This is a genomic window from Stenotrophomonas sp. G106K1 (genome assembly GCF_037969685.1).
Lineage (GTDB): Bacteria > Pseudomonadota > Gammaproteobacteria > Xanthomonadales > Xanthomonadaceae > Stenotrophomonas > Stenotrophomonas lactitubi.
Map to the genome: position 1 here is coordinate 148407 of NZ_JBBPFR010000003.1, position 25810 is coordinate 174216.

The window sequence follows — 25810 nt, forward strand, 5'->3', positions numbered from 1 at the left end:
ATCTCCGGTCAGCAGGCGCAATCAGGGGACGTTGGGCTGCAGGCCGGGTCGGGCGAGCCTGCGCAGCAGTTGTGGGTGAGGTAATCGATCAGGCCGGTCATGGCGCTGAAGTTGGCGCGATAGCAGACATTGCGGCCCTGGCTCTCGCTCTCGACCAGCCCGGACTGCAGCAGCTCTTTCAGGTGGAAACTGAGCGTGGCCGGCGGCACCTGCAGGGCGCTGCCGATGTCGCCGGCCATGCGGCCGGCGGGGCCGGCTTCCACCAGCAACCGGAAGGCGTCCAGGCGGGTGGCATGACCAAGGGCGGTGAGAGCGGCGATTGCATTCTTCGTTTCCATATTTCTAGAATAGTCGAATGAATGAATCCATCGCAAGTCCCATCCTCCCTAATCTGGCCGAAGCCTCGCTTCCCCAGCCCGACCCCATCCTGCTGGGCGCCGGCCGCGCGCACCCGCCGCGGATCCTGCTGCTGTATGGCTCGCTGCGTCCGCAGTCGTTCAGCCGCAAGCTGGCGCTGGAGGCCGAGCGCCTGCTGCGCCACCTTGGCTGCGAGACCCGGGTGTTCGATCCGCATGCGCTGCCCATGCTCGACAGTGTCGGCGCCGATCACCCTGAAGTGCAGCGCCTGCGCGCGTGGTCGCAATGGTCCGAAGGCCAGGTCTGGATCAGCCCGGAGCGCCACGGTACGGTCACCGGCGTGTTCAAGAACCAGATCGACTGGCTGCCGCTGGAAGATGGCAGCGTGCGCCCGACGCAGGGCAGGACGCTGGCGGTGATGCAGGTCAGTGGCGGTTCGCAGTCGTTCAACACGGTCAACACGCTGCGCGTGCTGGGGCGGTGGATGCGCATGCTGACCATCCCCAACCAGTCTTCGGTGGCCAAGGCATGGCAGGAGTTCGACGAAAACGGGCGGATGAAACCCTCGGCGTACTACGACCGGGTGGTGGATGTGATGGAGGAGCTGGTCAAGTTCACCCTGCTCACGCGGGACCGTTCGGACTACCTGGTGGATCGCTACAGCGAGCGCAAGGGTGATCAGCAAGCGGCCGCACTGGCACGTTCGGCAGGCGCGGTGGTCGCACGTTGACGGCAGGCGGCGGCCGCAGGGATGCGCGCGTGCGCGGGCGCATCACCTCAATCCACTACCATGGGCCACCCCACCAGGATGTGCCCTGATGTCCCTTGTCATCCCGACCCTGCCCAAGCCTCCCGCCGCACGCATCGCCGCCTGGTTGATGATGCTGCTGGGCATGTGGCTGGCACTGAAGCTTGGCCTGGTGGTGACCCTGCTGTCCGGCCTGCTGGTGTTCCAGCTGACCCATGTGCTGGCCTCCACCGTGGAAGGCAAACTGCGTCCCGGGCGGGCACGGGCGATCGCGGTGATCGTGCTGTCGGCGGTGATCATCAGCGCATTGGTGCTGGCAGGTATCGGCGTGGCCGCGTTCTTCCGCAACGAGACCGGTGGCCCTGACGTGCTGCTGGCGCGGTTGATGGACATCCTCAACACCTCCCGGCACCAGGTGCCGGCCCTCTTGCAGCCCTACATCCCTGAAGACCTGACGGCACTGCGAGCGGCCGTGAACGAATGGGCGGCCGAACACCAGCGCCAGCTGGGCGTGGCCGGCACATCGGTGGTGCAGGTGGGGGTGCGCGTGCTGATCGGCATGGTGCTGGGCGCGATGATCGCGCTGTACGACGAACTGCCGCTGCCGAAGATGGGCCCGCTGGCGCAGGAGCTGATCGGCCGTACCAGTCGCCTGGCCACCGCGTTCGGCCAGGTGGTGTTCGCCCAGGTCAAGATCTCGCTGCTCAACACCGTGTTCACCGCGATCTTCCTGCTGGGCGTGCTGCCGTTGTTTGGCGTGCACCTGCCATTGTCGAAGACGCTGGTGCTGATCACCTTCATCGCCGGCTTGCTGCCGGTGGTGGGCAACATCATCTCCAACACCATCATCACAATCGTCGCGCTGTCGGTATCGTTCTACGTGGCCGTGGCTGCGCTGCTGTACCTGGTGGTGATCCACAAGCTGGAGTACTTCCTCAACGCACGCATCGTCGGCGGCGAGATCCAGGCTCGCGCCTGGGAGCTGCTGCTGGCCATGCTGGTGATGGAAGCGGCCTTCGGCCTGCCCGGGCTGGTGGCCGCGCCGGTGTTCTACGCCTACGTAAAGCGCGAACTGGTGGACCAGCGCTGGATTTGACCCGCCGTTACGCGAGCGCAGCGCTACACTGATGCGCACGCCAGGGGGTACATCGATGGGGCGCAGGGCATCGCCAAACGGACTGCAGACCTGGCTCTGGATCCTCGGTGGCCTGTTCGTGCTGTGCACGCTGCCGCTGATGGCCATTGCGCTGGTGCAGGGCACGCAGCGCTACACCGAAGCCGAGGCCAACCTGGTCAGCCTGCAGCAGCTGCGGCTGACCTTCGAGCTGGCCAATCTGGTATCGGCCGAGCGCGGACCGGCGAACAGCCTGCTCGGCGCCGACAGCGCCGATGCGCAGGAGCAGCGACGGTTGGCTGCACAGCTGGTGGTCGCCCGGCAGCGAGTGGACGCAGCGACGCAGCACCTGCAGAGCGTGTTCCTGACCGACCCGCAGGTAATGGACGAAACACCGCGCCTGCATGAAGCGCAGCGGCGGTTGCAGACCGCGCGCGCTGCGGTGGACCGTGTCGCCGCACTGCCCAGGGGCGAGCGCTCGGCAGAGGAGGTGGAGCACGCGATCAACAGCATGTTCGCGGTGTACGACCGGCTGCAGGCGCTGACGTCGGTGCAGATCAGCGATCTGGTCGCCGCCGATCGCGAAGCCGCGATTCCTGCCATGCAGGGGCAGATCCTGATCGACCTGCGCGAACATGGTGGCCGTTTGGCATCCAACGTGATGGTGCCGCTGGCGGTGCCCGGCGCATGGCGGGAGCCACAGGTGCGCGCTGCGCAGCAGACCGAGGGCCGCCTGCTGGAGCTGTGGCGGTTGGCCGCCAGCCACGAGTCTGTATTCCGTAGCGAGCCGACGCTGTCCTGGCATTGGGACACGGCACGCCGGCAGTTCTTCGGCCAGTCGCTGCCGATGGTGGAACAGCTGATCGAAGATGGGGGGCGTGGGGTACCGCCGCCCTGGACGGCGGCCGAGTTCACCGCGCGCTACGTGCCCACCCTGCAATCGCTGGAAGCGCTGCGTGATGGCTACCTCGGCGTTTCGATCGCGCGCTTCGAGCACACCCGCAACAAGGAAGCGGTGCGCCTGGCCGTGCTGGCCGCCACGGTGCTGGGGACGTTGCTGCTGCTAGCGCTGGCCCTGCGCATCGCCCACGTGCAGATCCTGCGGCCGTTGCTGCAGGCGCAGGCGCAGGTGATCCAGATCGCCTCGGATACGCCGGGCACCGAGCAGCATGCCACCCACCCGATGGCGGAAATGCAGCGCCTGTTCGATGCCATCGAGGTACTGCGGGCGAAGTCGCACCAGCGTTCGGCGTTGACCCGTGAGCTGCGTGAGCTGGCCGATACCGATCAGCTGACCGGCCTGTTGAACCGGCGCTCGCTGGAGGAGCTGGTACGACAGCGGCATGCCGATGGAAGCACGCAGGCGGTGGTGATTCTGCTGGACGTTGATCACTTCAAGTCGATCAACGATGGGCAGGGCCATGCGGCCGGCGACGATGTGCTGGTGCAGGTGGCGCAGCTGCTGCGCAGCCACCTGCGCCGCAACGACAGCATTGCCCGTTACGGCGGCGAGGAATTCCTGGTGCTGCTGGCCGAAGGCGATCTGGCCAGTGGCCGGCAGCTGGCCGAGTCGCTGCGGGTGGCACTGCGCGGCAAGGACATCGTGCTGGGCAGTGGCGAGATCCTGCGGGTCACCGCCAGCTTCGGCGTTGCCCAGGGAACGCTTGACCCGATCGGCTGGCACGCGCTGGTACGCGCTGCCGACACCGCCATGTACGCGGCCAAATCACTTGGCCGCGACCGGGTGCAGGTGGCTACGGGTGGGCGTGCGGCACGCTGAGGATAGCCTTGTTCATCGCCAGCGCACGTGCTGCTGCCTAGACTGGAGCCTCGTCTGCAGGAGGAGTACGCCATGACCCTGCGTTCCGTTGTGACTGCCACGCTGCTGACGGGCCTGTTCGCTGGCTGCGCCAGCAGCGCACCGCAAGCCGGTGCGGGCGCCGATGCGCCGCGTCATCCTTCGATTGCTGCCGATGCCAGCCCGGTGCCCGCCTTCACCGGTGGTGGCGAAGGCTGGTCCATCGAGATCGCCTCCACCGGCAAGGGTAACCACGATGCCACCCTCATCATCGCTGGCCGCAGCCGCGCGGGTACACTGCGCTACCTCGGCCAGCCGGCCGGCGCGCCCAGCTCGTTGACGGTACTCAACGGTGAGCTGGGCAAGCAGCCCACCATCGTCGAGATCAAGCGCGAGCCTTGCCGCAATGCCGAAGGCGTGGATACATCGGCCAGCGTGCAGGTGACGGTTGAAGGCCAGCCACAGCGCCGCGGCTGTGGCTTCCTGGCCGTGTACTGACCGATACACGCATGATCGACATTCCGCTGCTGGAAACACCTCGCCTGCGCCTGCGCGCGCAGCGCCTGGACGACTTCCCCGTGTATGCCGCATTCCTGGCCTCGCCCCGCGCGCGCGGCATGGGGGGGCCGTTTGGTGAGGTTGCCGCATGGGGACAGTTCTGCCACGACCTGGCCAGCTGGCATCTGTTCGGGCACGGCGCGTTGATGATCGAGCGCCGCGACACGGGTGAGTGCATCGGCCAGGTAGGCATCAACCACGGCCCGCTGTTCCCGGAACAGGAACTGGGCTGGTTGCTGTATGCGGGGCAGGAAGGGCAGGGTTTCGCCAGCGAAGCAGCGGCGGCGCTGCGTGATTGGGCGTTCGTGGTGCGTTGCCTGCCAACCCTGGTCAGCTACATGGCAGCGGACAACCACGCCTCGCAGGCCGTGGCGATTCGGCTTGGCGGGGTGCTGGATGGGGCGGCAGTGCGCAGCGATCCAGACGATCTGGTGTTCCGCTATCGGCGTTGACGCCCGAGGGTCACTACCGCGCGAGCGCAGAAACACCGCGCGGCTCGCAGCGTGAAGAAACCGGCAGCAGCCATCCACGCCTCGGTCACCGCACTGGGCAGACGCTGGGCGCCCACCTGTTGAAGGAACTGCCCATGACCACGCTCACCCTGCCCGAACTGGCCAAGAAGATGGCCGGCATCGATTTCACCATGCTGCAGACCCATGCCGGTGGCCAGATCGCTGGCCGCCCGATGAGCAACAACGGCGATGTGGACTACGACGGCGACAGCTGGTTCTTCACCATGGAAGAGACCGACATGGTGCGCGAGATCAGCGCCGACCCGAACGTGGCGCTGGGTCTTACCGGCAGCAAGTCGCTGCTGGGCAAGCCGCCGCTGTTCGTGCACGTGCAGGGCAGGGCAGCGCTGGTCCGCGATCGCGGCACGATGGCCCAGCACTGGGTGAAGGACCTGGAGCGTTGGTTCGAACAGGGCGTGGACACGCCGGGGCTGGTGCTGATCCACGTGCACGCCAGCCGCATCCACTACTGGGATGGCGAGGACGAGGGCGAAATCGTGGTCTGATCGCGAGGGCCGCACAGGGCCCCGTGCCTTGCATCCATGGGTCAGGAGTGCGCAGGCTCGCCGGACCACGCTGCCAGTTCCGGTGCCAGCGCATGTTCCACTGCGCGGCGCAGCAGGGCGGGGGCCACATAATGCCGGTGCGCGCTGTCGATCATCGCCATGTAGAAGCGGCCGAAGGCATTGAGCGTCTGTACGCGCGAGCCCAGGCTGATCTCGACCTGGCCGTCCTCGTTGAACTGCACGCGTACGCTGCTGCGGAAGCGCAGATGACGGTCATCGGCACCGAGCAGCACTTCGGCACACCGGTCTTCCGCATCGACCTGCGCATCCAGTACCGGGAAACGTCCGCCGAAGACGCGGCTGCGGTCGGTGGACAGCAGTGACGATACCGGACAGCCCAGCGGGGAGGTGCGCAGACGCAGCGGCGCAACCAGGCGATTGCGCAGGGCCATCAAGCGGCCGACGCCGGCTGGCGGGTTGCGAAGGAATCCGTCCAGTATGTCGGCCAGCAGGGCGGAGGCCGATCGATGGCGGGTCTGCCCGCCGTGCAGCGCCAGCGTGGTCGTGTCGTTGTAGTGACTGTGCTGCAGTGCGCTGGCGAGCAACCCCTGCGTCGGCACTGCGCTGCTGCAGACCGGGTACGCCGGCGTCGCCCGTTCCACGAATCCGCGCAGTGGTTGCAGGCTGAAGCGGCGCAGCGGCCCGAGCAACGTGCGCGTCTGCGCGCACAGGCGCGCGCGAAGGCTGGGTGCTGCCGCCTGCAGTGACAGTTGCAACAACGGTGTGGCCGCCAGTGTGGTTGCGGTGGGCCAGTGCGCTGCAGGCAGCACGTCGGTCAAGCTGGGGATGTCTGCGGCATTGGCCTGTGCCTGTGCGCGTGCCTGCTCGCTCATTGCCCCGGCCAACTCATTGCTGTGGCACGAGAGCGCGAACAGGGCAGGGTGTGCCGGACTGTTCGAGGCGAACTGGTGCCAGGTGCCCCCGCCAAAGCGCACGGTGAACAGGCAATCCGGTGGGATGCGGACACGACGCAGTGATCGCAGGAAGTGTGCGGGATCGTCCGCCAGTTGCCCATCGGATGCGCTGGCAAACCGTAGTTCGGCACCCGCACTGCCGGCGATGGCGGTGAACATGCGCGGCCCGGCATGACGATGGAAGGGATGGCCGCCGGCACCCACCACGAAGCTGTACAGCGACGACGCATCGCCGTGCTGCAGGTGCATGCCACCCAGCCGCGCTGAAGGCTCGTCCAGTGCATCGATGAAAGCGGGGTGGTGGCGCTGGCGCTGGCTGGCATCGCTCACCAGCGCATCGCCGGCACCGATGCCGAGCTGCGCGATCAGAGTGACTTCCACCGGGCCACCGCCGTCCTGTGCCGGAAGCTGGATACTCGGGAACGAACGGCTGGTGCGGGTCGAACCGGGCATCGCAGTGCTCCTCAGCGGGCAGGGATCTTGCGGCGTGCGCGCGCTTCGCGCTTCAGCGGGCCGCCGACCGGACAGACTTCGGCGGCCCAGGAAAAAAGCGTGTTGGCCAGGCGCTCGGGCACCTGCCGGAAGTACACGAACTGGCCGCGCTTCTCGCGCTCGATCAGGCCGGCGTCTTCCAGGATGCGCAGGTGGCTGGACAGTGCCGGCTTGCTGAAATCGAAGCGCTCGGCCAGCTCGCCCGCGCTGAGCTCGCCGGCGCTGAGGTAGGCCAGGATCTGCCGGCGTGCGGTGGAGGCCAGAGCTTCGAAGATGCGGTCCATGGGAGAATTTAACTAATTCGTTAACTGATGTTCTCCCCGGGGCTGGGTGATGTCAAGCGCGGGCGTGCCCGTTGCGTTCTGCCACCCGGCTTTGCCATCCTCCCCGCTGTTTTCCGTCCCCTGGAGTTGCGATGCGCCCTGCGCCCTGGCTGATGGCTGGCCTGCTGCTGCCGATCGTGGTGATGGCCCAGCCCGCGCGTGCGCCGAAGGCACCGGCGCAGGATCCCTTCAGCGAACTGTTCGACACCACCTGCATGCAGCACATCGGTGCACCGGCGCGGCTGCAGTCGCTGATGGATGCCAACGGCCTGACCCCGCTGCAGCCGGCCGAGGCCGCCACGTTGCTGCAGGGCCAGCCGGGCATGGCGTGGATGGTGCCGTTGGCGAGTGGTCGCTATGCGGTCAGCTGGGCCGACGATGGCACCTGCACCGTGTATGCCGAGAAGGCCGATCCGGCGGTGGTGCAGAGGGGCTTCGCGCGGCTGATGCAGGCCGCACCGAAGCCACTGCAGATTCGCTCGCTGCCCTCGCGCGGTCCATTGTCCGGCGATCAGGTGGCGATCCAGTACGGCTGGGCAACGCCGGGCGAGAGCAAGCTGCGCGTGCGCTTCCGGCTGGTTACCCGGCAGGCCGCTGAAGCGGGGGTGCAGGCGATGGCCTCGGCCACGCCGGGCGAGGCGATGCGCGAACAGGCCGCGCCGCCGGCACCGGCACCCGCCCGGTAGCGCTGCTGGAGCACACGAGATTCAGCCAACAGCCCGGGGATGTGATATATCGTTTATCGATAAATACACCCCGGGGCGGCAGGGCCGCTCCACATCGGAGGCTGCTTGACCGTTCGTCCTGCCCGCGCCCTTCCTGCGCGCGGCTTGTTCACCCTGGCCCAGACCGCCGTGCAGGCGGTGCGCGCGATGTGCTGGCTGGGCATCCTGGCCGCGCTGCTGGCAGTGCCGCTGGTGGCCTACGACCGTAGCTGGCTGCTGGACAGCGTGCACGATGCGCACGCGGCGGCCATACACGGTTCGCATCTGTTCCTGCACTTCTGCGTGGGCCTTGCCGCCATCGTCGCGCTGCTGGTGCTGTGCCTGGTGTTCCTGCGCCACCTGGCGAGGCTGCTGCGGTCTGCGGCCAACGAACGCCCCTTCACCCATGCCAATGCCGTACGCCTGCAACGCATGGCCTGGCTGATGCTGGCGATGGAGGTGCTGTCCATCGTGATCGGTCTGTACGCCAGCTGGATGGGGCCGGACTTCGCCTGGATGGAGGTGGGCGGCGGCATGTCGATCACCGGCCTGGTGGCCGTGCTGATGCTGTTCGTGCTGGCGCGCGTGTTCACCGTCGGCGCAGCGATGCGCGACGATCTGGACAGCGTGATTTGATGAGCATGATCTGATGGCGATCATCATCACCCTCGACCGCATGCTGCAGCAACGTGGCATGACCCTGTCCGAGCTGGCCGGGCGCATCGACATCACCTTGGCCAACCTGTCGATCCTGAAGACCGGCAAGGCGCGCGCGATCCGCTTTTCCACGCTCGATGCGATCTGCCGCGAACTGCAATGCAGCCCCGGCGACCTGCTCGGGCATGACCCCACGCAGGCGCAGGATGCAGATTGACCTTCGCTGCGCCGCACGCCTGCACCGCATTACTTTCCCCTTACTGACGAAACGGACCTGAAATGGAATGGTTGGCTGACCCCTCGATATGGATGGGCCTTGCAACCCTGGTCGTGCTGGAGATCGTTCTCGGCATCGACAACCTGGTGTTCATCGCGATCCTGGCCGACAAGCTGCCACCGCACCAGCGCGACCGCGCGCGGGTGATCGGCCTTGCGCTGGCGCTGCTGATGCGGCTGGTGCTGCTGGCTGCGCTGGCCTGGATCATGAAACTGACCGAACCGCTGGTCACCCTGTTCGAGCACAGCTTCTCCGGGCGCGACCTGATCCTGCTCGGCGGCGGCCTGTTCCTGCTGTTCAAGGGCACGATGGAACTGCACGAGCGGCTGGAAGGCCGCGAGCATCACGAAGATGGCAAGAAGGTCTACGCCAGCTTCGCAATGGTGGTGGCGCAGATCGTGGTGCTCGATGCGGTGTTCTCGCTGGACTCGGTGATCACCGCCGTCGGCATGGTCGACAACCTCGGCGTGATGTATGCGGCGGTGACCATCGCGATGGCGCTGATGCTGCTGGCCAGCAAGCCGCTGACCCGCTTCGTCAACAAGCATCCGACCGTGGTGGTGCTGTGCCTGGGCTTCCTGCTGATGATCGGTTTCAGCCTGGTGGCCGAGGGCCTGGGCTACAAGATTCCGAAGGGGTACCTGTACGCGGCCATCGCGTTCTCGATCCTGGTGGAAGCGTTCAACCAGTGGATACGTTTCAACCGCGAGCGCAACGAGCAGCGCCAGCCGTTCCGCCAGCGTACCGCCGATGCAGTGCTGCGCCTGCTGGGCGCGCGCCAGGCCAATGGCCACGATGAAGAAGAAGCCGATGAACGCGGCAGTACCGAAGAACGCCTGCAGCCTGCCGAGCACGAGATGATCCGCAGCGTGCTGGGCCTGGCTGATCGCCCGGTATCGAGCGTGATGACCGTGCGGGCCGACGTGCAGTGGATCGACATGGCGCGCGGTGACGACGACGTGGTCGCCCGCCTGGTGGCGTCGCCGCATACGCGGATGCTGGTGGGCGAGGGCGACCTGGACAGCCTGCGCGGCGTGGTGCAGAGCCGCGACCTGCTGGCCGACCTGCTGCAGGGCAGGCCGCTGCAGCTGGAAGGCAACCTGCGCGAGCCGCAGTACGTGCTGTCCAGCGCCAGTGCGTTGCAGGCCCTGGAACTGATCCGCCAGCACCCGGTGCCGTTGGCGGTGGCGGTGGACGAGTACGGCAGCGTGGAAGGCCTGGTGACCGCCAATGACCTGCTGGCGGCCATCGCTGGTGACCTGGCCGATACCCAGGACGAGCGCTATGGTGTGGTCGCGCAGGGCGAGGACTGCTGGGATGCCGACGGCGCGCTGACCCTGGACGACCTGCAGCGGCTGGCCGGCGTGTCGCTGCCGCGCAGCGCGGACTACATGACCATCTCCGGGCTGGTGCTGGAACAGCTGGGGCGCCTGCCCGACATCGGCGACACGCTGGAGGTGGCCGGTATCCGCATCACCGTGCTGGCGATGGAAAAGCGCCGCATCACGCGGTTGCGGGTGGAACGCCTGCCGGAAGCGTGACGATGGCAGGGCCGAGCCCATGCCCGGCTCTATCCATTGCCCTCTTCTGCCGTCACCATGGCGGGCCTGTTCGCCGTTCTGGATTGTCGTAGTGTTGAGTACGATTGGTTTTCTGATGGGCCTGTATGTGGCCTGGCGCCTTTTCTGGCCGCTGCGCCTGCCTGTCTGGTCGAAGGTGGTGCTGTCGGTGCTGCTGGTGGGCATTGCCGTGCAGCTGCGCATCGTCGCCAACTTCTGGGGCACGATGGCCTCGCCGGAAATTCCGAAGATGGCCATCGCCACGCTGGCCACCGGTTCCACCGCGGTACTGCTGCTGGCCCTGGCGTTGCTGGTGCTGGACGCCGGCCTGTTGGCTGCGCGCCTGCTGCGCGCACCGCGCGCCCTTTCCGTACTGCGCAGCAGGCCGCTGCGTCCGTCTGCCGCAGTGCTGGCGCTGCTGCTCAGTGCCTTCGGTGTCAGCCAGGGCATGGCCGTGCCCAAGCCGCGGCAGATCGAGGTGGCCATCACCGGCCTGCCGCAGGCTTTTGATGGCTACCGTGTGCTGCAGCTCACCGACATCCACGCAAGCCGCCTGCTGACCGGCGACTGGGTGCGCCAGGTCGTGGCTGCAAGCAACGCACTGCAACCGGATCTGGTGGTGATCACCGGCGACCTGATCGACGGCAGCGTGCAGGCGCGCCGCAACGATTACACCCCACTGGCTGACCTGCGTGCGCCGGACGGGGTGATCGCCATCACCGGCAACCACGAGTACTACGCGCAGTACAGCGAATGGATGCGGGCCTTCCGTGCACTGCACATGCAGGTGCTGGAAAACAGCCACACGCAGGTACGCCGTAGTGATGCCGCGCTGACCATCGCTGGCGTCACCGACCCGGTGGCTGCGCGCTATGGCCTGCCGCTGCCCAACCTGGAGGCCGCACTGGCCGGTGCCGACCCCCGCGCACCGGTGATCCTGCTCGATCATCGGCCACGCAATGCGCGCGAGGCCGCTGCACGCGGGGTGAAGCTGCAGTTGTCCGGGCATACCCATGGCGGCCAGATCATCGGCATGGACCAGCTGGTAAAGCGTGCCAACGGCGGCTTCGTTTCCGGCCGTTATGCGGTGGATGGCATGACGCTGTACGTGAGCAACGGTGCCGGCCTGTGGGCGGGATTCCCGGCGCGCATCGGCGTGCCGTCGGAGATCACGTTGATCACCCTGCGCCGGGCGCCGTGACAGAGCGGGGTCGGATCCCTTTGCCAACGGCAAAGGGCTCTGACCCCGTTTGCCACGGAGGGCGAGCATCCACGCATGGCGTGGATCTACTGCTTTCCTTCCGGGGCACCCACGCATGGCGTGGATCTACTGCATCGTCACTGCCGCCATGACACCCTTCGGCGATGAAGGAAAACACGCAATGACCGCGGGGCGGCAGCGCTCGATGTGGGTGGCCGGCCTGTCCACGGTGGTGGAGTGGTACGACTTCACCCTGTACCTGTACTTCGCCACGGTGCTGTCGCGGGTGTTCTTCGGCGGCGGCCAAGAGGCGATGCTGGTTACCCTGGCCGGCTTCGCGGTGTCCTACCTGATGCGTCCGCTCGGTGCGCTGTGCTTCGGCCACCTGGGCGACCGGCTCGGCCGGCGCTGGATGCTGCTGGCCTCGATGGCACTGATGGCGGCGGCCATGCTGGCCACCGCGTTGCTGCCGACCGCCGCGACCGCCGGTGCGACAGCTGGCGTGCTGCTGTTGGTCCTGCGCTGCGCGATGGCGTTTTCCGTGGGCGGCGAATACACCGGCGTGGTCGCCTATCTGCTGGAAAGTGCACCGGCGCGACGACGTGGCCTGGTCACCTCGCTGGCCTCGGCGGCCAGCGAAGTGGGCGCGTTGCTGGCAGTGGCGATCTCCGCACTCACCGTGGCGCTGTTGCCTGCACCGCAGCTGGACAGCTGGGGCTGGCGAATCCCGTTCTTCTTCGGCGCGGCGCTGGCACTGGTGATCCTGATCGCGCGTTCGGGCATGCACGAATCGCCGGAGTTCGAACGGCAGCGGCGCGAAGGCAGCATTCCCGCCACGCCGCTGCGGCATGTCCTGCGCAACCATCCCGGTGCGGTGGCACGCACGTTTGCGATTTCCGCGCTGGGATCGATTACCTACTACGTGGGCATCACCTATGTGCCGGCGTTCCTGCATGCACAGGGACACGACGAAGGCGATGCGCTGTGGCTGTCGACCATTGCAGCGGTGGCGGTGATCGCGATCACTCCGCTGTGCGGCGCGTTGTCCGATCGCTTCGGGCGACGTCCGCTGCTGCTGGGTCTGACGGTACTGGCAGCGCTGCTGCCGTTGTCGATGTTCGGCTGGATGGCGTCCGCCGCGCCGTTGGGCATCGTGCTCGCAGCGGTGGGGCTGGCCTGCGTGGCTGGCGGCATCAGTGCCGTGGCGGCACCGGCCACGGCAGAACAGTTCCCGGGCGAGGGCCGGGTCAGTGGACTGGCGTTGGGGGTAACCATGGCCACCGCAGTGTTCGGCGGGGCGACGCCGTGGCTGGCGCAATGGTGGGTCGAGCGCAGCGGCTGGGCGGCGGCGCCGGGGGCGATGATCGCGCTGGTGGCGGTGCTGGTGCTGCCGGTGCTGTGGACGCTGCCGGAGACCGTGCCGAAGACCCGCCCCGTGTCCCGGGGCGGGCAGTGAACGCTTAGACCTTCAGGGTCTGCTCGATGTCGGCCAGCACCGCGGCCGCATCAACGCCAATGGCAATCGACTGCAGCACGTGGCCGTCCCACACGCTGGGGCCGAAGCCCATGCCTTCCGGCTTGGGAACGGTCATGCCACGGGCGACGCCGTCGGTGGCCACGCGCACGCTGGCGCGCTCGAACTGGAACAGCTCCGGGCGGGTCAGGGCGATGCAGGCGCAGCAATCGTGCACGACCATGCCCTTGTGGCCGGCCTGCAGATAGAAGTCGACGTAGTCCTGCGACAGGGCGCGTACCAGTTCGGCATCGGCGCCACCGATGGCGGCCAGCTTGTCCAGGCCGTCGCGGTTCATCTCCACGCGGGTGGTCACGTCCAGGCCGATGGCGGTCACCGGCCAGTGGGCGGTGAACACGATGTCAGCCGCTTCGGCGTCGCCCCAGATGTTGGCCTCGGCCGCCGGGGTGATGTTGCCGTTGACGTGGAAAGCACCGCCCATCAGCACCACGCCACGCACCAGGCCAGCGATGTCCGGGGCCTGCTGCAGGGCCAGCGCCAGGTTGGTCATGCGGCCGACCGCTACCAGGGTCACTTCGCCCGGATGGGCGCGGACCAGGTCGATGATCAGCTGGTGGGCCGGGCGCGCATCAGCGGCCACGTCCAGGACCTCCGGCACCGGGTGGTTGCCCAGGCCGTTGTGGCCATGGATGTGCACCGGCCAGGCTTCCGGAGTGGCTTCGGGCTGCAGCGGGCCTCCAGCGCCGCGCGCGATCGGCGCGGACAGGCCCCAGGCCTGCTTCAGGTACAGCGCGTTGTGGGTGGTCGACGCCACCGAGGCATTGCCGAAGGTGGTGGTGACGCCGATCAGGTCGATCTGCGGATGCTTGTGCAGGTACAGCAGCGCCAGCGCGTCGTCGACGCCCGGGTCGGTATCGAAAATGACTTTCAGCATGTTGTTGTTCTTCTTCTTCCGTGTGGTGCAGGGGGGCCGGCGGCCCCGAGGGCAGGCCGGCGCGCCCTGCATTGTCCCATCTTCATGACAGGCAGGGCGAACCGGAGGCGGTGGTATCGTCTGCGGGCCCGAACCCGTCGCAAGGAGCTGCGCCATGCTGGCTGTAACCCTCGTCCTGATTGCCCTGGTGCTGGGGCTGAACCTGGTGGCCAGCTTCGTGGTGCTGGGGCGCGACGACCTTCCCGTCAGCAGCCGCGCCGGGCAGCTGCTGGTGGTGTGGCTGCTGCCGCTGGTTGGTGCGATCGTGTGCATGGCGATGGCCACCGCCGATGGCTCACCCGCACGGGGCGATGGCAGTGGCGGTGGGCCCGCCGATTTCTCCGGGGGCTATTCCGGCGACAGCCACAGCCACCACAGCTACAGCAGCTCGGACTGCGACAGCGGTGGGGGCGGTGACGGCGGCAGCTGCGGCGGCGGCGATTGACGCGAGGTTCCTGATTGCCGGCCAGCGGCCGGCACTACCGTGACCTGGCCTCGCGGGGGCAGTGCCGGCCGCTGGCCGGCAACCCCATCAACTCAGCTTCCGCCTTCGGTCGGCAACGGCGCGGGCACGTTCAGCAATCCGCCGCTGGCCACGTACGCGGCCAGGGCCTGGCCCTGGCTGAGTAGATGGCGTTCCATGGTGCGTTCGGCGGCCGCGGCATCGCGCTGGCGGAAGCACTCCATCAGTTCGCGGTGTTCGGCCAGCGACTGCGCGGTGCGCCCCGGGGCCAGCAGCTGGCGACCGCGATGCATCTTCAGGATACGGTGCAGGTCGTGGGTGATGCGGATCAGCCACGGGTTGCCGGCGTAATGCTGCACCGTTTCGTGGATGAGATAGTTGTTGCGGTAGTACTCGGCGATGTTGCCGTCTGCGGCCGCCGTTTCCATTGCCGCGTGCAGTTCTTCCAGCTGCTGCACGCCGGCGTCGTCGATGTGCTTGACCGCTTCATGCGCACAGCGGCCTTCCAGCATCGCCATCACCGGGAACAGCTGGTTGAGGTCTTCCAGCGTCAATCGGGTGACCCGCGCACCGCGGCCCGCATCGATCTGCACCAGGCCTTCGGCGGCGAGCAGCTTCAGCGCTTCACGCAGCGGCGTGCGGCTGATGCCCAGTTCCTCGCACAGCGCGGGCTCGTCAATCCACTCGCCCGGTGGCAGGCGGTAGTCGTAGATCCGCTCGCGCACGTGTTCGGCCACCTCCTCATACAGAGGGGCGCGCTTCTTGGGTGTACGTGGAGCGGGAGCGATGGCCATGCGCAAAGTGTAACGCCAGGTAGTGCCGGCCGCTGGCAGGCAACCCGTGATCGTTGCACGGATCCACGAGGTTGCCGGCCAGCGACCGGCACTACCGCAGGCATTTACATCCAGCCCGGCACCACGAACACCAGCCAGGCCAGCAGCGGGCCGAATGCCACCACCAGGCCGCTGTAGACCAGGAAGCGGCGGAACAGCGTTTCGCGTTCTTCCTTCGCGGCCGAGGCCACCACCAGTGCGCCGTTGGTCGAGAACGGACTGACATCGACGATGGTGGAGGACACGGCCAGCGCGCAGATCACGCCAGCGGCGCCGAGATGGCCCTGCATCAGGAACGGCACCGCCAGCGGAATGGTGGCACCCAGCACTGCCGCCGACGAGGCAAACGCTGAGACGATGCCGCCCACGTAGCAGACCAGCAGCGCGCCCAGCAGCGGAATGCCGATGCTGGAAACACCGTGGCCGATGAAGTCCACGGCACCGGCATGTTCCAGCACACCGATGTAGGTGACCACGCCGCAGATCAGCAGCACGGTGGACCAGCTGATGCCATCCACCGCACCCTTCTGGCTCTGCGGCGACAGCAGGGCCAGAACCACCGCCACGGTGATCGAGACCAGGCCGACGTTAAGGTTGTAGATCAGCGCGGCCACGCCCAGGCCGAGCAGGCCGATCAGGGTGAACAACCGCTCGCGGGTCAGGCCCACCGCATCCAGTGCCACCGGATCGTTGGACAGGGTGCCACCGCCGGCCGCGACCAGCGCGCCGTGACCTTCGATGGCGAACTGCCGCGACGAGGCCTGCGGACCACCGGTCATCGCCAGTTCCACCGTGCCGACCGTGCTCGCCGCAGTGATTGAACCGCGACGTAGCAGTGCGATGCCGCCGAAGGCGAAGAAGCAGATCGTGGCCATCATGAAGTTGAAGCCGAGGCTGGTCAGGAACACGGCCATCTCGGTGACTTCCAGCCCGGCCTTCTGCACCACGCCATTGGTGATGCTGCCGTACACGCTGATCGGCGAGAAGCCGCCCGCCTGCGCACCATGGATCACCAGCAGGCCCATCATCAGCGGGTTGATGTTGTACTGCTTGGCAAAGCGCAGCGCGACCGGGCCGATGATCGCCACTGCGGCAGGGCCCAGCGCACCGAAGGCGGTCAGCACCGCGGTGATCACGAACATCACCCACGGAATGGCCACGATATGGCCGCGTACCACTTTCACCGCCCAATGCACCAGCAGGTCGATGGTGCCGTTCTTCTGCGCGATGGCAAACAGGTAGGTGATGCCGACCAGGGTCAGGAACAGGTCGCCCGGGAAGCCGGCGAGGACCTCCTTGCCCCCCATGTCGACCCAGAGCCCGCCGACGATGAAGGCCAGCGCGAAGGCGACGGCACCCATGTTGATCGGCATCGCGGTGGCGACGATGAACATGATCACCAGACCGATGATCGTTGCAATTTGTGGAGTCATGCGCCCTCCCAGACACCTGATTCGCGTACTGCACGGATGGAAGCCCGCCATCCCGGGTATGGCCTGTTACGTACTGCGCGTTACGTACTGCTCAAACCCGTTACTGCAGCCGCTGCAGCGCGCTGCGGACCCATGCTGCCGCGCCGCCCAGGCTCTGGAATTCCTCGACCGCGCGCACTTCGCAGCACGGATAGGCCGGCGCGATCATGCGTGCCAACGCGTTGCCCGGACCCAGCTGCAGGAACACCCGTGCGCCGCGCTCGAAGGCCTGGTGCATCACCTGCGCCCATTCGATGGTCTGCGCCAGCTGCGCGGACAGCGTATGCACCGTCGCAGTGGTGTCGCGCACCGGCCGTGCGTCGATGCCGGCCAGCAGTGGCAGGCGAGGGGCATGCAGGGTGATGGCCTGCAGCGCTGCGGCAAACGGTTCGACTGCCGCCGACAGCAGTGGCGTGTGCGCCGGCACATGCACCGGCAGCAGGCGTACCTCCGCGCCCTGCGCGTGCGCGGCAGCGGCCAGCGTCTGCAGTGCCTGCTGCGTGCCGCCAACGATGAAATGATCTGCGCCGTTGGCGATGGCCACATGCGCGCCGTGCGTGTCACACAGCGGCTGCAGCGTCTGTCGATCCAGGCCGAGGACCGCCTGCATGCCCGCACCGGCGGGACTGGCGGCATCCATCAGGCGCGCGCGCTGGGCCGACAGCGAAAGGCAGGTGGTGGCATCGAAACTACCGGCGATGGCGTGCGCCGCCAGTTCGCCGATGCTGTACCCGGCCAGCACGATCGGGCTCGGCAGGGCGTCGCGCAGGACATGCCATTGCGCGATGCTGGCGGCGCACAGCAGCGGTTGCGCCTGGGCGTTGTCGAAGCGGTCCTCGGCGGCTGCGGCAGCGAACACGTCGCGTCCCAGCACGTCGCCCGCCGCGTCCAGTACCACGCGTGCAGCGGCGATGCCACGCACGCGGTCGAACATCGCTGGATGTTGCACACCTTGTCCGGGGCAGAGCAGGGCCAGGCTCATGCACCCTCCTGCTGCAGCAGGAACCAGGCGCAGGCCAGCAGATCGGCACTACCACCCGGGCTGAGCCGACGCATCACGAAGGCATCGCCCATGGACTGCAGGCGCATGCGCCAGTCCGGCGCGAAGGCGCCGCCCGAGGAAAGGAAGGTGGTTGCCTGTTGTTGCGCCCAGTGCAGGCCCTCGGCACCACCACGGTGCAGCAGGTTCAGGTCGTCCACCTGTGCCACCAGCTGCATCAGCGTGTGGCACAGCGCGGCGTCGCGGGGCAGGCCGCTGCCCAGCGCGTGGCGCAGGGTCGGCAGGGCCAGCTCGCGCAGCACCGGGTAACCGGCGGCGGCCTGTTCGCGCACCCCGCAGACCCCGTGCCGTGCGCGCGCGCGCTGTCCCGGGCTGTGCGGGTCCAGTGGCGCCGCGATGAGCGCGCCTTTCCACTGCTGGACCGCCAGACACACCTGCGCGCCGGATACGGCATGGCCATGCACGCGCCGGCACCCAGCAGCGGCGGCCACCAGCAGGCCAAGGCTGAAGATCGCACCGCGGTGAGTGTTGATACCGGCGGTGGCGGCCAGCATGGCCGTTTCGGCGGCAATGCCGTGATCGCGCAGCACAGTGAAGGGGGCACCCGCGGCACCGGCCCTGGCCACCGCAGTGAAGTAGTGGCGCAGTGCGAACAGGCTACGCAGGAACGTGCTGGCATCCATGTCGTCATGGCTGCCGCTGTTGAACGGCGTGACCAGGCCCGGTTTCGGGGCGCAGGCCAGCTCGGTGTGCAGGCTGGCAATGGCCAGCCGTCCCAGGCGTGCGCTGTCGACCGCCGCGCCGCATGCAGGCAACGGCTTGCGAGCGGCAGTCATGCGATCGTCTCGCGCGTGGCGAACAGCGCATCGCGCGCTTCCAATGCGGCTCCGTCCAGGCGCTTCACCAGCACCTGGCGACTGCGGCCGGCAAGTTCGCGCCAGTTCACCGCGCCGCCATCGGGCAGGCACAGCTCGCCATCAAGGCGATGCGGATGGCGGGTCCCCCATGCCAGCAACTGCGCGATCAGCGCCTCGGCCTGCGCGGCGTCGGTCACCTGCCACAGCAGGTCGATGTCCGAACGCTCCTGCACGTAGGGCAGGGCAGTCAGCCATTGCCAGGCGAAGGCGCCGAACACACGGGCCGGGGCCAGTGCCTGCAGGTCGTGAAGTGATTCCTGCCATGCCTGCGGAACCACGGCATCGCCCGCTGCCAGCAGCTCACTCAATGCCGGCGGTGCGTGCATGCGAGCAACGTCGCGTAACGGCACGCGCAACGACAGGCGCTGCTTGCCTTCGGCCGGTGGCAGTGGAACGCCCAGTCGCAGGCGCGGATCGGGATCATCCGCCGCACGACGTGCCACTACGGCAGGGAAGCCGTGCGCCAGCCACGCGGCAAGGCGCGGCTCGTGCGTGGGCACGTCGGCCCGCCAATCGGCGTCGGCCGACAGCCAGGCCAGCGTGTGCCGGGCAGGCCGCTCAGGCATTGCCCTGGCTCACGGCGGCGGCGACCTGTGCAGCCAATCTGCGGCCACCGCGTTCGGCGCCCAGCGCAGCGCGATGGTCACCGTCGGCGGGTGCGTGCAGTGCTTCCAGCAGGTGACGCGCCAGGTCGCCCTCCCACAGCGATTGCACTGCGCCCATCGCCACATAGTTCTCCACGCCCGGCGCAAACACCGGCGAGGTCAAGCTCAGTGCCTGCAGTTTTTCCAGCGGCTGCTTGGTCACCCGTGCCATCGCGCGCAGGTCCATCACCCGCACCTGTGCATCCGGCAGGGCATGGATGTGGTCGGCCATCAGCCCGAACGACAGGAAGCCACCGCTGACCGATTCGCCATAGACCAGCGTGACCAGGCGCGCACCACGACGGCGGGCCAGGTCCAGGGTCTGTGCGAGGTGGGCGAAGTAGCCGTTGATGCCCAGCAGTTCATCGCGGCGCGCCAGGCGCTGGCCGGCGGTATCGACCAGCATCACGATCGGACGCTGCGGATGTGCAGCGGTGCTGGCCAGCACGGCATCGGCCAGCACCAGGGCGTGATCCACGCCCACTTCGATCCTGTCGGTGGTGCCGATCACCGTCACCTCGCCGTCGTCGGTGGACGCTGTACCGGTGAGTACCGAGTCGTTCACGGCGATTGCATGGCCACGCGGAAACAGCGCATCCAGCAGCGTTTTCAATGGCATGCTCATGGCAGGCTCCGGTGCGCGGTGGCGGCAAGGAAGGCATCGGTTTCCAGCAGCGCCAGGCGTTCTGGGTCCGCTATGCCCTGGCGTGCCCAGATCTGCAGACCATCGTTGCAGTCGCCCCACGCCGCCACGCGCGCTTTCAATGCGGCGTGGCGTGCCTGCAGCGCGGCCAGCGCCGCGTCGGTGTCGGTGCTTGTGGTGTCTGGCTGCAGCGCATCAAAGGCCGCCTGCGCAAACGCGCTGATCGCATCGGGCACCAGCACCTGCGCCTGGTCGATCAGGTAGCGGTGCTTGCCACCGGTCACCCGCCACACCAATGCGCGGTCGCGCGAATCGAATTCCTCCACGCCGCGCACGGTCTCGATCACTTCGGGGCCGGACAGCGACAGCCGCCCCTCCTCGGACATGATCACCGTGCTGCAGCAGCGGGCGACGATGCCCATGCCACCGAACGCGCCGTTGCCACTGCCGATCAGCGCCACTACCGGTACGCCGGCGGCCCGCGCGCCGAGCGTGGCGCGCATGATTTCGGAAATGGCGATCAGGCCGGCGTTGGCTTCGTGCAGGCGCACACCACCGGTATCGAGCAGCAGCAGCACGCCATCAGGATGGGTGTCTGCCGCACGGCGCAGCAGTCCGGTCAGCTTGGCGCCATGCACCTCGCCCACGCCGCCGCCCATGAATTCACCCTGCTGCGCGGCCACCAGCACGTGTTTATCGCGCAGGCGTCCCTCGCCGACGACGATGCCATCGTCGAAGGCGGCCGGTTGATCCAGCTGCGCCAGATGTGGGCTGATAGCGCGCTGGGCCGGGCCGAGAAATTCGTGGAACGATCCTGCATCAAGCAGCCCGGCGATGCGCGCGCGGGCATCGGCTTCGTAATAGCTGGTGCGTTGTGCGAGTGTCATGGCTGGCCTCCGGCAAGCAGGGTCTCGACGGCCTGGTCCAGGCGCAGGCTGACCACCGCCGGTGTGGCGCCGGCATCGTTGATCGACACGCGTACATCGCGCAGGGGATGGCGCTGTGCGAAGTCGGCGATCACCGCCTGCCATACCGTGCCGAAGCCGCGCGCAGCGGTGATGATGCGCACGCTCATCGCACCGTCCAGGTCGGCCGGTTCCAGCAGGACTTCCAGGTTGCCCGAGGCCAGTACGCCCACCAGCACTGCATCGGTGGGGAAGCGCACGGGCGTCGTGCCGGCGAATCGATAGTCGAGGGTTTCCATGGCGTGGCCCTTACCAGTTGCGGAAGCGCTTGGGCGGGTCGTACAGACCGCCGGACCAGCGCACCAGGTCTTTCACCGAACGCGCGGCAAGAAGATCGCGGCTGGCATCGCGCACGTTGATGCCGAGATCGTCCGGGCGACGGATCACTCCGCGGTCGCGCAGGTTTTCCACCATGGCGCGGTCGCGTCCCCTGCCCACGGCGGTATAGCCGGCCACGCCGCGGATCGCCTGCTCGCGTTCTTCCGGGCTGCGGCACAGCAGCAGGTTGGCGATGCCTTCCTCGGTCAGCACATGGCTGACGTCGTCGCCGTAGATCATCACCGGCGGCAGCGGCATGCTCGCGCGCTCGGCCAGTTCCCAGGCATCGAGGCGATCGACGAAGGCCGGCGCCATGTGCTCGCGGAAGGTTTCCACCATCTGCACCACCAGCTTGCGCCCGCGTGGCATCTCGCCGGGCCGCGCGGCCTGCTGGCCCGCCTTGAGCCAGGCGTCGCTGGCGTGGCGGCGGCCGCGTGCGTCCGAGCCCATGTTGGGCGCGCCACCGAAGCCGGCGATACGGTCGCGGGTGGCGGTGGAACTGTTGCCCTGCAGGTCGATCTGCAACGTGGAGCCAATGAACATGTCGCAGGCATACAGTCCTGCAGTCTGCGAGAACGCGCGGTTGGAGCGCATCGAACCGTCGGCGCCGGTGAAGAACACATCCCCGCGCGCGGCGATGTACTTCTCCATGCCCAGTTCCGAGCCGAACGAGTGCACTGATTTGACGAAGCCCGATTCGATGGCCGGAATCAGCGCCGGGTGCGGATTGAGCGCCCAGTGCTGGCAGATCTTTCCCTTCAGGCCCAGCGATTCGGCGTAGGTCGGCAGCAGCAGTTCGATGGCCGCGGTATCGAAACCGATGCCGTGGTTGAGCCGGTTCACCCCGTACTCGGCGTAGATGCCCTTGATCGCCATCATCGCCATCAGCACCTGGATCTCGGAGATCTGCGCCGGATCGCGGGTGAACAGCGGTTCGATGTGGTTCGGGCGCGGCGCCTGCACCACGAAGTTGACCCAGTCGGCAGGAATGTCGACGCGGGGGAGGGTGTCGACGATCTCGTTGACCTGGGCGATGACGATGCCGCCACCGAATGCGGTGGCCTCCACGATCACCGGCGTGTCTTCGGTGTTGGGGCCGGTGTAGAGATTGCCGTGGCGGTCGGCGGCCTGTGCCGCGACCAGTGCCACGCGCGGAGTGAGGTCGATGAAGTAGCGGCCGAACAGTTCCAGGTAGGTGTGGATGGCACCGATCTGGATGCGCCCTTCGGCCACCAGGTTGGCCAGCCGCACCGACTGCGGCCCGGAGAAGGAGAAATCCAGCCTGGAGGCGATGCCGCGCTCGAACACATCCAGATGCGAGGGCAGCGACAGCACCGACTGCACCATGTGCAGGTCATGCACGCGTGCCGGGTCGAGGTCGGCCAAGGCCTGGGCGAGGAAGTCGGCCTGCTTCTGGTTGTTGCCTTCCAGGCAGACCTTGTCGCCTGGTTCCAGCAACGCGTGCAGCAGCTCGGCGACATCGCCGGCCGCCACCTCGTGGCCCCTGGCCCATGGCGCGGCGCGTTCCAGCCGCGCCTGGCGGCCCCGCTCCAGCGTGTCCCAGCTCGGGTTCATCGACGGACTTCCGAATGGTGTTGAAATAATTACGCCATAATTATTGGAGTGTGTGCAACCCGCAGCGCAGCAAATCTGACGGCGCCGCGTATTCAGTAGATCCACGCCACGCGTGGATGGTCTTGCAAACGAAAGGGCCCGCGCAGAGGCGGGCCCATTGGGGATTCGTGGTCATCCACGCATGGCGTGGATCTACTGGCAAACAGTGACCCGCCATCCCACAGCGAGCCCGCAGTTGTTGTTGAGATTGCCGGGAGCAGCCCGGCAATCTCTCGCAGCTACCTCAGAACTTCCAGCGCAGGCTGGCCGCCACGAAGCGCGGTTCGCCGTAGTTGTTGTAGTCCAGGTTGGCCCAGTAGGTCTTGTCCAGCGCGTTGCGCACGCTCAGCGTCGCCGTCCAGTTGTCGCTGATGCGGTAGTTGGCGTTGAACTGCACCAGCGCATAGGACGGCTGGTTCACCGTCACCGTGGTGCCCACGCCCACCGGGTAGGGGATGTTGTAGCCCTGCACCTTGCTCTGCCACTGCACGCCGGCACCCACGCTCAGGCGCTCCAGCGCGCCGCGCAGCTGCAGCTGGGTGTTGAGCTGCAGCAGGTCTTCGGCCGGGTTGGCGTACAGCAGGTCGGTGGCCGCGCGGGTCACCTTGACGTGGGTATAGCCGGCATTGACCGTCCAGCCCGGCAGGATCTCGCCGTTGACGTCCACTTCCCAGCCACGCGCCTTGGTGCCGTTGACGCCGATGTAGGCCGAGCTGCCGTCGCTCAGCGAGCCTTCCGGCACGCTCATGTCGCGCACCGCGTAGTTGTCCTGCTTGGCCTCGAAGATCGCCGCGTTGGCGGTCAGGCGACCATCAAACCACTGCGTCTTCAGGCCCGCCTCCAGGTTGGAGCCCTGCACCGGCGCCAGCAGGTTTTCGTTTCGGTCCTTGTAGTTCTGCGGGTTGAAGATCTCGGTGTAGCTGGCATAGGCCGCCACGTTCGGGGTGATGTCATACACCAGGCCCACGTACGGGGTGATTTCATCGCTCACCTTGTACGCGCCGCTGGTGGCGGTGTAGGCGCCGGCCGCGTTGTAGGCGCGGGTCTGGGTCTGCCAGCGGCTCAGGCGTGCGCCGGCAATCAATGCCAGCGGATCAGCCAGGCGCAGGCGGGTGGCCAGGTAGAAGCCGCTCTGCGTGGTCCTGGCCACGCGGCGTGCGCCGGTAAGGGTGTAGGTCACTTCGGAGATGTCGCCATCCCAGGTGTATACGTTGGGGATGTAGTAGCAGCGCTCGCTGCCGCAGCGGGCCCAGTCACGCGGGTAGTTCAGCGCCAGGGTATTGGTAGTGCCTTCCAGGTCGGCCCACTGTGCGCCCACGGTCACGTCGTGCTGCTGGCCCCACAGGTTGAAGGTGCCGGTCAGGTAGGCGTCGACGTTGCGGCGGGTGTCTTCCGAATCGCCGGCGGCGGTGCGCAGGTAGATGCCCGCGCCGGTCACCGGGTCGGGATTGCCGGTGCCGTACAGGCGCATGTTCTGCACGTTGCCGCGGGTGTAGGCGGTGTTGATCTTCAGCAGCCAGTTGTCACCGAAGCGCTGTTCCAGGTTGGCGAATACCGTGCTGGTCTCGCGCTGCCAGTAACTCCACTTCGGTGCCAGGTTGGTCGAGCGCGGCAGATGGGCGAAGTTGCCCTTGCTGTCGAAGAACGGCACGGTGCCCCAGGTTGAACCCACCGGGTTGTTGTCCTGGGTCTGGTAGCCGACGGTGACCGTGGTGCTGTCGGTCACATCGCCCTCCAGCACGGCCATGCCGGCCATCTTGTTCTCTTTGTAGCGGTCGTAATAGAAATCACGATCGGTATAGGCGGCGACCACCCGGCTGCGGAAGCGGCCGTCGGCGGTCAGCGGCGCGGTCACGTCCGCTTCCATGCGGCGGTAGTCCCAGCTGCCGGCACTGACCGAGAACGACGCGTCGAACTCCTTGCCCGGGCGCTTGCGCAGCAGGTTCACCGTGGCCGACGGCACGCCCGCGCCGCTGAGCAGGCCGTTGGCGCCGCGGATCACTTCCACCCGGTCATAGAAGGCGGTGTCGTATTCCTGGTTGGTCGAGCCGCTGTAGGTGGGGATGCCGTCCACCTGGAAATCGGTGATGGCAAAGCCGCGCGCGTAGTACAGCGGGCGCTGGGTGTCATAGAAGGACACGCTGACGCCGGTGACATTGCGCATCACGTCGTTGAGGCTGAACAACGATTCGTCCTGCAGGCGCTGCAGGCCGATCACCGTGGAGGACTGCGGCGTTTCCTGCAGGGTGATCGGCAGGCGGGTGGTGCTCGAAGGCGGCGCAGACTGCTCGGCGCGCACGCTCACCCGGTCCAGGGTCTTGGCGTCGGCAGCGACCTCGGCGAATGCCGACGGCGCAGCCAGGGTGAGGCAGGACAGCAGGGCAGCGGGCAGCAGCGCACGGCGGGGCTGGCGGCTGGGGAAAATCTGGGTCATGGCGGGCTCGAAGCGTGGAGGCGGGGAGGGGGCAACAGTCGTCCAGCACCCGGGGCGGCGGCTTCGGGCACGTCAGGTCCATCTGGGAGGGGCGCGGTCACTGCGCAGGACGTAAATGTAAATAATTCTTAACAACATTACAATTCGCGTCATTGTGCGCGGGCTTGTCGGCGCCTGGCACGGATCTCTGTAGAGCCGAGCCCATGCTCGGCTGTCGGCAACCGCGAGGAGCAGCCGAGCGCAGGCTCGGCTCTACAGGTGGATGCGACACAAACGCGAA

At 67.4% G+C, this 25810-nt stretch carries 27 protein-coding genes; 13 read left to right on the forward strand and 14 right to left on the reverse strand.

All coding sequences use genetic code 11. The features are described 5' to 3' along the window. Nucleotides 1–8 precede the first annotated feature (8 nt). Nucleotides 9–338, reverse strand: a complete 330-nt coding sequence (locus WKB25_RS04700; RefSeq protein WP_340568966.1) for a metalloregulator ArsR/SmtB family transcription factor — start codon at nucleotides 336–338, stop codon at nucleotides 9–11. Between the two features lie 17 nt (nucleotides 339–355). Here WKB25_RS04700 and arsH point away from each other — a divergent pair, with 17 nt between their 5' ends. The 6 genes from arsH to WKB25_RS04730 all read left to right on the forward strand — a co-directional run bounded on the left by arsH (nucleotide 356) and on the right by WKB25_RS04730 (nucleotide 5593). Next, a complete protein-coding gene (gene arsH / locus WKB25_RS04705; protein WP_340568968.1) occupies nucleotides 356–1087 on the forward strand; it encodes an arsenical resistance protein ArsH in 732 nt (243 codons plus the stop codon). Between the two features lie 88 nt (nucleotides 1088–1175). After that, on the forward strand, nucleotides 1176–2201 hold the full coding sequence (locus WKB25_RS04710; protein WP_340568970.1) for an AI-2E family transporter: 1026 nt from the start codon (nucleotides 1176–1178) through the stop codon (nucleotides 2199–2201). Nucleotides 2202–2256: 55 nt separating this feature from the next. Further along, nucleotides 2257–3999 (forward strand): GGDEF domain-containing protein, encoded by a 1743-nt coding sequence (locus tag WKB25_RS04715; RefSeq protein WP_340568971.1) that lies wholly within the window; start codon nucleotides 2257–2259, stop codon nucleotides 3997–3999. Nucleotides 4000–4071: 72 nt separating this feature from the next. After that, nucleotides 4072–4515, forward strand: coding sequence for a hypothetical protein (locus WKB25_RS04720; protein ID WP_340568973.1), 444 nt, complete (start codon nucleotides 4072–4074; stop codon nucleotides 4513–4515). A gap of 11 nt (nucleotides 4516–4526) precedes the next feature. Next, the gene (locus WKB25_RS04725; RefSeq protein ID WP_340568975.1) at nucleotides 4527–5027 is read left to right on the forward strand and encodes a GNAT family N-acetyltransferase; all 501 of its coding nucleotides are present in this window, start codon (nucleotides 4527–4529) and stop codon (nucleotides 5025–5027) included. Between the two features lie 134 nt (nucleotides 5028–5161). Beyond that, a complete protein-coding gene (locus tag WKB25_RS04730; RefSeq protein WP_100551812.1) occupies nucleotides 5162–5593 on the forward strand; it encodes a pyridoxamine 5'-phosphate oxidase family protein in 432 nt (143 codons plus the stop codon). Nucleotides 5594–5634: 41 nt separating this feature from the next. Here WKB25_RS04730 and WKB25_RS04735 read toward each other — a convergent pair whose 3' ends face one another. Both WKB25_RS04735 and WKB25_RS04740 read right to left on the reverse strand, forming a co-directional pair. Continuing rightward, nucleotides 5635–7020: a DUF2867 domain-containing protein gene (locus WKB25_RS04735; protein ID WP_340568977.1), complete on the reverse strand. Its 1386-nt coding sequence runs from the start codon at nucleotides 7018–7020 to the stop codon at nucleotides 5635–5637. Between the two features lie 11 nt (nucleotides 7021–7031). Further along, the gene (locus WKB25_RS04740; protein ID WP_340568978.1) at nucleotides 7032–7343 is read right to left on the reverse strand and encodes a metalloregulator ArsR/SmtB family transcription factor; all 312 of its coding nucleotides are present in this window, start codon (nucleotides 7341–7343) and stop codon (nucleotides 7032–7034) included. Nucleotides 7344–7474: 131 nt separating this feature from the next. Between WKB25_RS04740 and WKB25_RS04745 the strand changes: the two genes are divergently transcribed. The 6 genes from WKB25_RS04745 (at nucleotide 7475) to WKB25_RS04770 (ending at nucleotide 13236) form a co-directional block, all read left to right on the forward strand. Next, nucleotides 7475–8068, forward strand: coding sequence for a hypothetical protein (locus WKB25_RS04745; RefSeq protein WP_340568980.1), 594 nt, complete (start codon nucleotides 7475–7477; stop codon nucleotides 8066–8068). A gap of 186 nt (nucleotides 8069–8254) precedes the next feature. Then, nucleotides 8255–8722 carry a DUF2975 domain-containing protein gene (locus WKB25_RS04750; RefSeq protein ID WP_340569131.1) on the forward strand — a complete coding sequence of 156 codons (468 nt, stop codon included), beginning with the start codon at nucleotides 8255–8257 and terminating at the stop codon, nucleotides 8720–8722. A gap of 13 nt (nucleotides 8723–8735) precedes the next feature. Then, nucleotides 8736–8960 carry a helix-turn-helix transcriptional regulator gene (locus WKB25_RS04755; RefSeq protein ID WP_100551815.1) on the forward strand — a complete coding sequence of 75 codons (225 nt, stop codon included), beginning with the start codon at nucleotides 8736–8738 and terminating at the stop codon, nucleotides 8958–8960. 62 nt (nucleotides 8961–9022) lie between these two features. Further along, nucleotides 9023–10561 carry a TerC family protein gene (locus tag WKB25_RS04760; RefSeq protein WP_340568982.1) on the forward strand — a complete coding sequence of 513 codons (1539 nt, stop codon included), beginning with the start codon at nucleotides 9023–9025 and terminating at the stop codon, nucleotides 10559–10561. 82 nt (nucleotides 10562–10643) lie between these two features. Next, a complete protein-coding gene (locus WKB25_RS04765) occupies nucleotides 10644–11780 on the forward strand; it encodes a metallophosphoesterase (protein ID WP_340569133.1) in 1137 nt (378 codons plus the stop codon). 181 nt (nucleotides 11781–11961) lie between these two features. Beyond that, the gene (locus WKB25_RS04770; RefSeq protein WP_340568984.1) at nucleotides 11962–13236 is read left to right on the forward strand and encodes an MFS transporter; all 1275 of its coding nucleotides are present in this window, start codon (nucleotides 11962–11964) and stop codon (nucleotides 13234–13236) included. A 4-nt stretch (nucleotides 13237–13240) separates the two neighbouring features. On the opposite strand, the gene WKB25_RS04775 is transcribed toward WKB25_RS04770, so the two are convergent. Further along, nucleotides 13241–14188, reverse strand: a complete 948-nt coding sequence (locus WKB25_RS04775) for a nucleoside hydrolase (RefSeq protein WP_340568986.1) — start codon at nucleotides 14186–14188, stop codon at nucleotides 13241–13243. 154 nt (nucleotides 14189–14342) lie between these two features. Between WKB25_RS04775 and WKB25_RS04780 the strand changes: the two genes are divergently transcribed. Further along, nucleotides 14343–14672, forward strand: a complete 330-nt coding sequence (locus WKB25_RS04780; RefSeq protein ID WP_340568988.1) for a hypothetical protein — start codon at nucleotides 14343–14345, stop codon at nucleotides 14670–14672. 92 nt (nucleotides 14673–14764) lie between these two features. On the opposite strand, the gene WKB25_RS04785 is transcribed toward WKB25_RS04780, so the two are convergent. From WKB25_RS04785 to WKB25_RS04830, 10 genes are all read right to left on the reverse strand, one after another. Then, nucleotides 14765–15484 (reverse strand): GntR family transcriptional regulator, encoded by a 720-nt coding sequence (locus WKB25_RS04785; RefSeq protein WP_099819348.1) that lies wholly within the window; start codon nucleotides 15482–15484, stop codon nucleotides 14765–14767. A gap of 104 nt (nucleotides 15485–15588) precedes the next feature. Further along, complete coding sequence (locus tag WKB25_RS04790; protein ID WP_340568992.1) at nucleotides 15589–16956, reverse strand: SLC13 family permease; 1368 nt, start codon at nucleotides 16954–16956, stop codon at nucleotides 15589–15591. A 100-nt stretch (nucleotides 16957–17056) separates the two neighbouring features. After that, complete coding sequence (gene mdcH / locus WKB25_RS04795; protein WP_340568994.1) at nucleotides 17057–17977, reverse strand: malonate decarboxylase subunit epsilon; 921 nt, start codon at nucleotides 17975–17977, stop codon at nucleotides 17057–17059. Next, complete coding sequence (gene mdcB, locus WKB25_RS04800; RefSeq protein WP_340568996.1) at nucleotides 17974–18831, reverse strand: triphosphoribosyl-dephospho-CoA synthase MdcB; 858 nt, start codon at nucleotides 18829–18831, stop codon at nucleotides 17974–17976. Before mdcB ends, mdcH begins: the two co-directional genes overlap by 4 nt. After that, nucleotides 18828–19478 carry a malonate decarboxylase holo-[acyl-carrier-protein] synthase gene (gene mdcG, locus WKB25_RS04805; RefSeq protein ID WP_340568998.1) on the reverse strand — a complete coding sequence of 217 codons (651 nt, stop codon included), beginning with the start codon at nucleotides 19476–19478 and terminating at the stop codon, nucleotides 18828–18830. The genes mdcB and mdcG overlap by 4 nt, the downstream gene beginning before the upstream one ends. Further along, entirely contained in the window at nucleotides 19471–20175 is a 705-nt protein-coding gene (gene mdcE, locus WKB25_RS04810; RefSeq protein WP_340569135.1) for a biotin-independent malonate decarboxylase subunit gamma, read from the reverse strand. The genes mdcG and mdcE overlap by 8 nt, the downstream gene beginning before the upstream one ends. A gap of 2 nt (nucleotides 20176–20177) precedes the next feature. Further along, nucleotides 20178–21086 (reverse strand): biotin-independent malonate decarboxylase subunit beta, encoded by a 909-nt coding sequence (locus WKB25_RS04815; protein ID WP_340569000.1) that lies wholly within the window; start codon nucleotides 21084–21086, stop codon nucleotides 20178–20180. Beyond that, nucleotides 21083–21403: a malonate decarboxylase acyl carrier protein gene (gene mdcC, locus WKB25_RS04820; protein WP_340569002.1), complete on the reverse strand. Its 321-nt coding sequence runs from the start codon at nucleotides 21401–21403 to the stop codon at nucleotides 21083–21085. Before mdcC ends, WKB25_RS04815 begins: the two co-directional genes overlap by 4 nt. Nucleotides 21404–21413: 10 nt before the next feature. Beyond that, the gene (mdcA, locus tag WKB25_RS04825) at nucleotides 21414–23057 is read right to left on the reverse strand and encodes a malonate decarboxylase subunit alpha (protein ID WP_340569004.1); all 1644 of its coding nucleotides are present in this window, start codon (nucleotides 23055–23057) and stop codon (nucleotides 21414–21416) included. Nucleotides 23058–23340: 283 nt separating this feature from the next. Next, nucleotides 23341–25530 (reverse strand): TonB-dependent siderophore receptor, encoded by a 2190-nt coding sequence (locus WKB25_RS04830; RefSeq protein ID WP_340569006.1) that lies wholly within the window; start codon nucleotides 25528–25530, stop codon nucleotides 23341–23343. Between the last annotated feature and the right edge of the window lie 280 nt (nucleotides 25531–25810).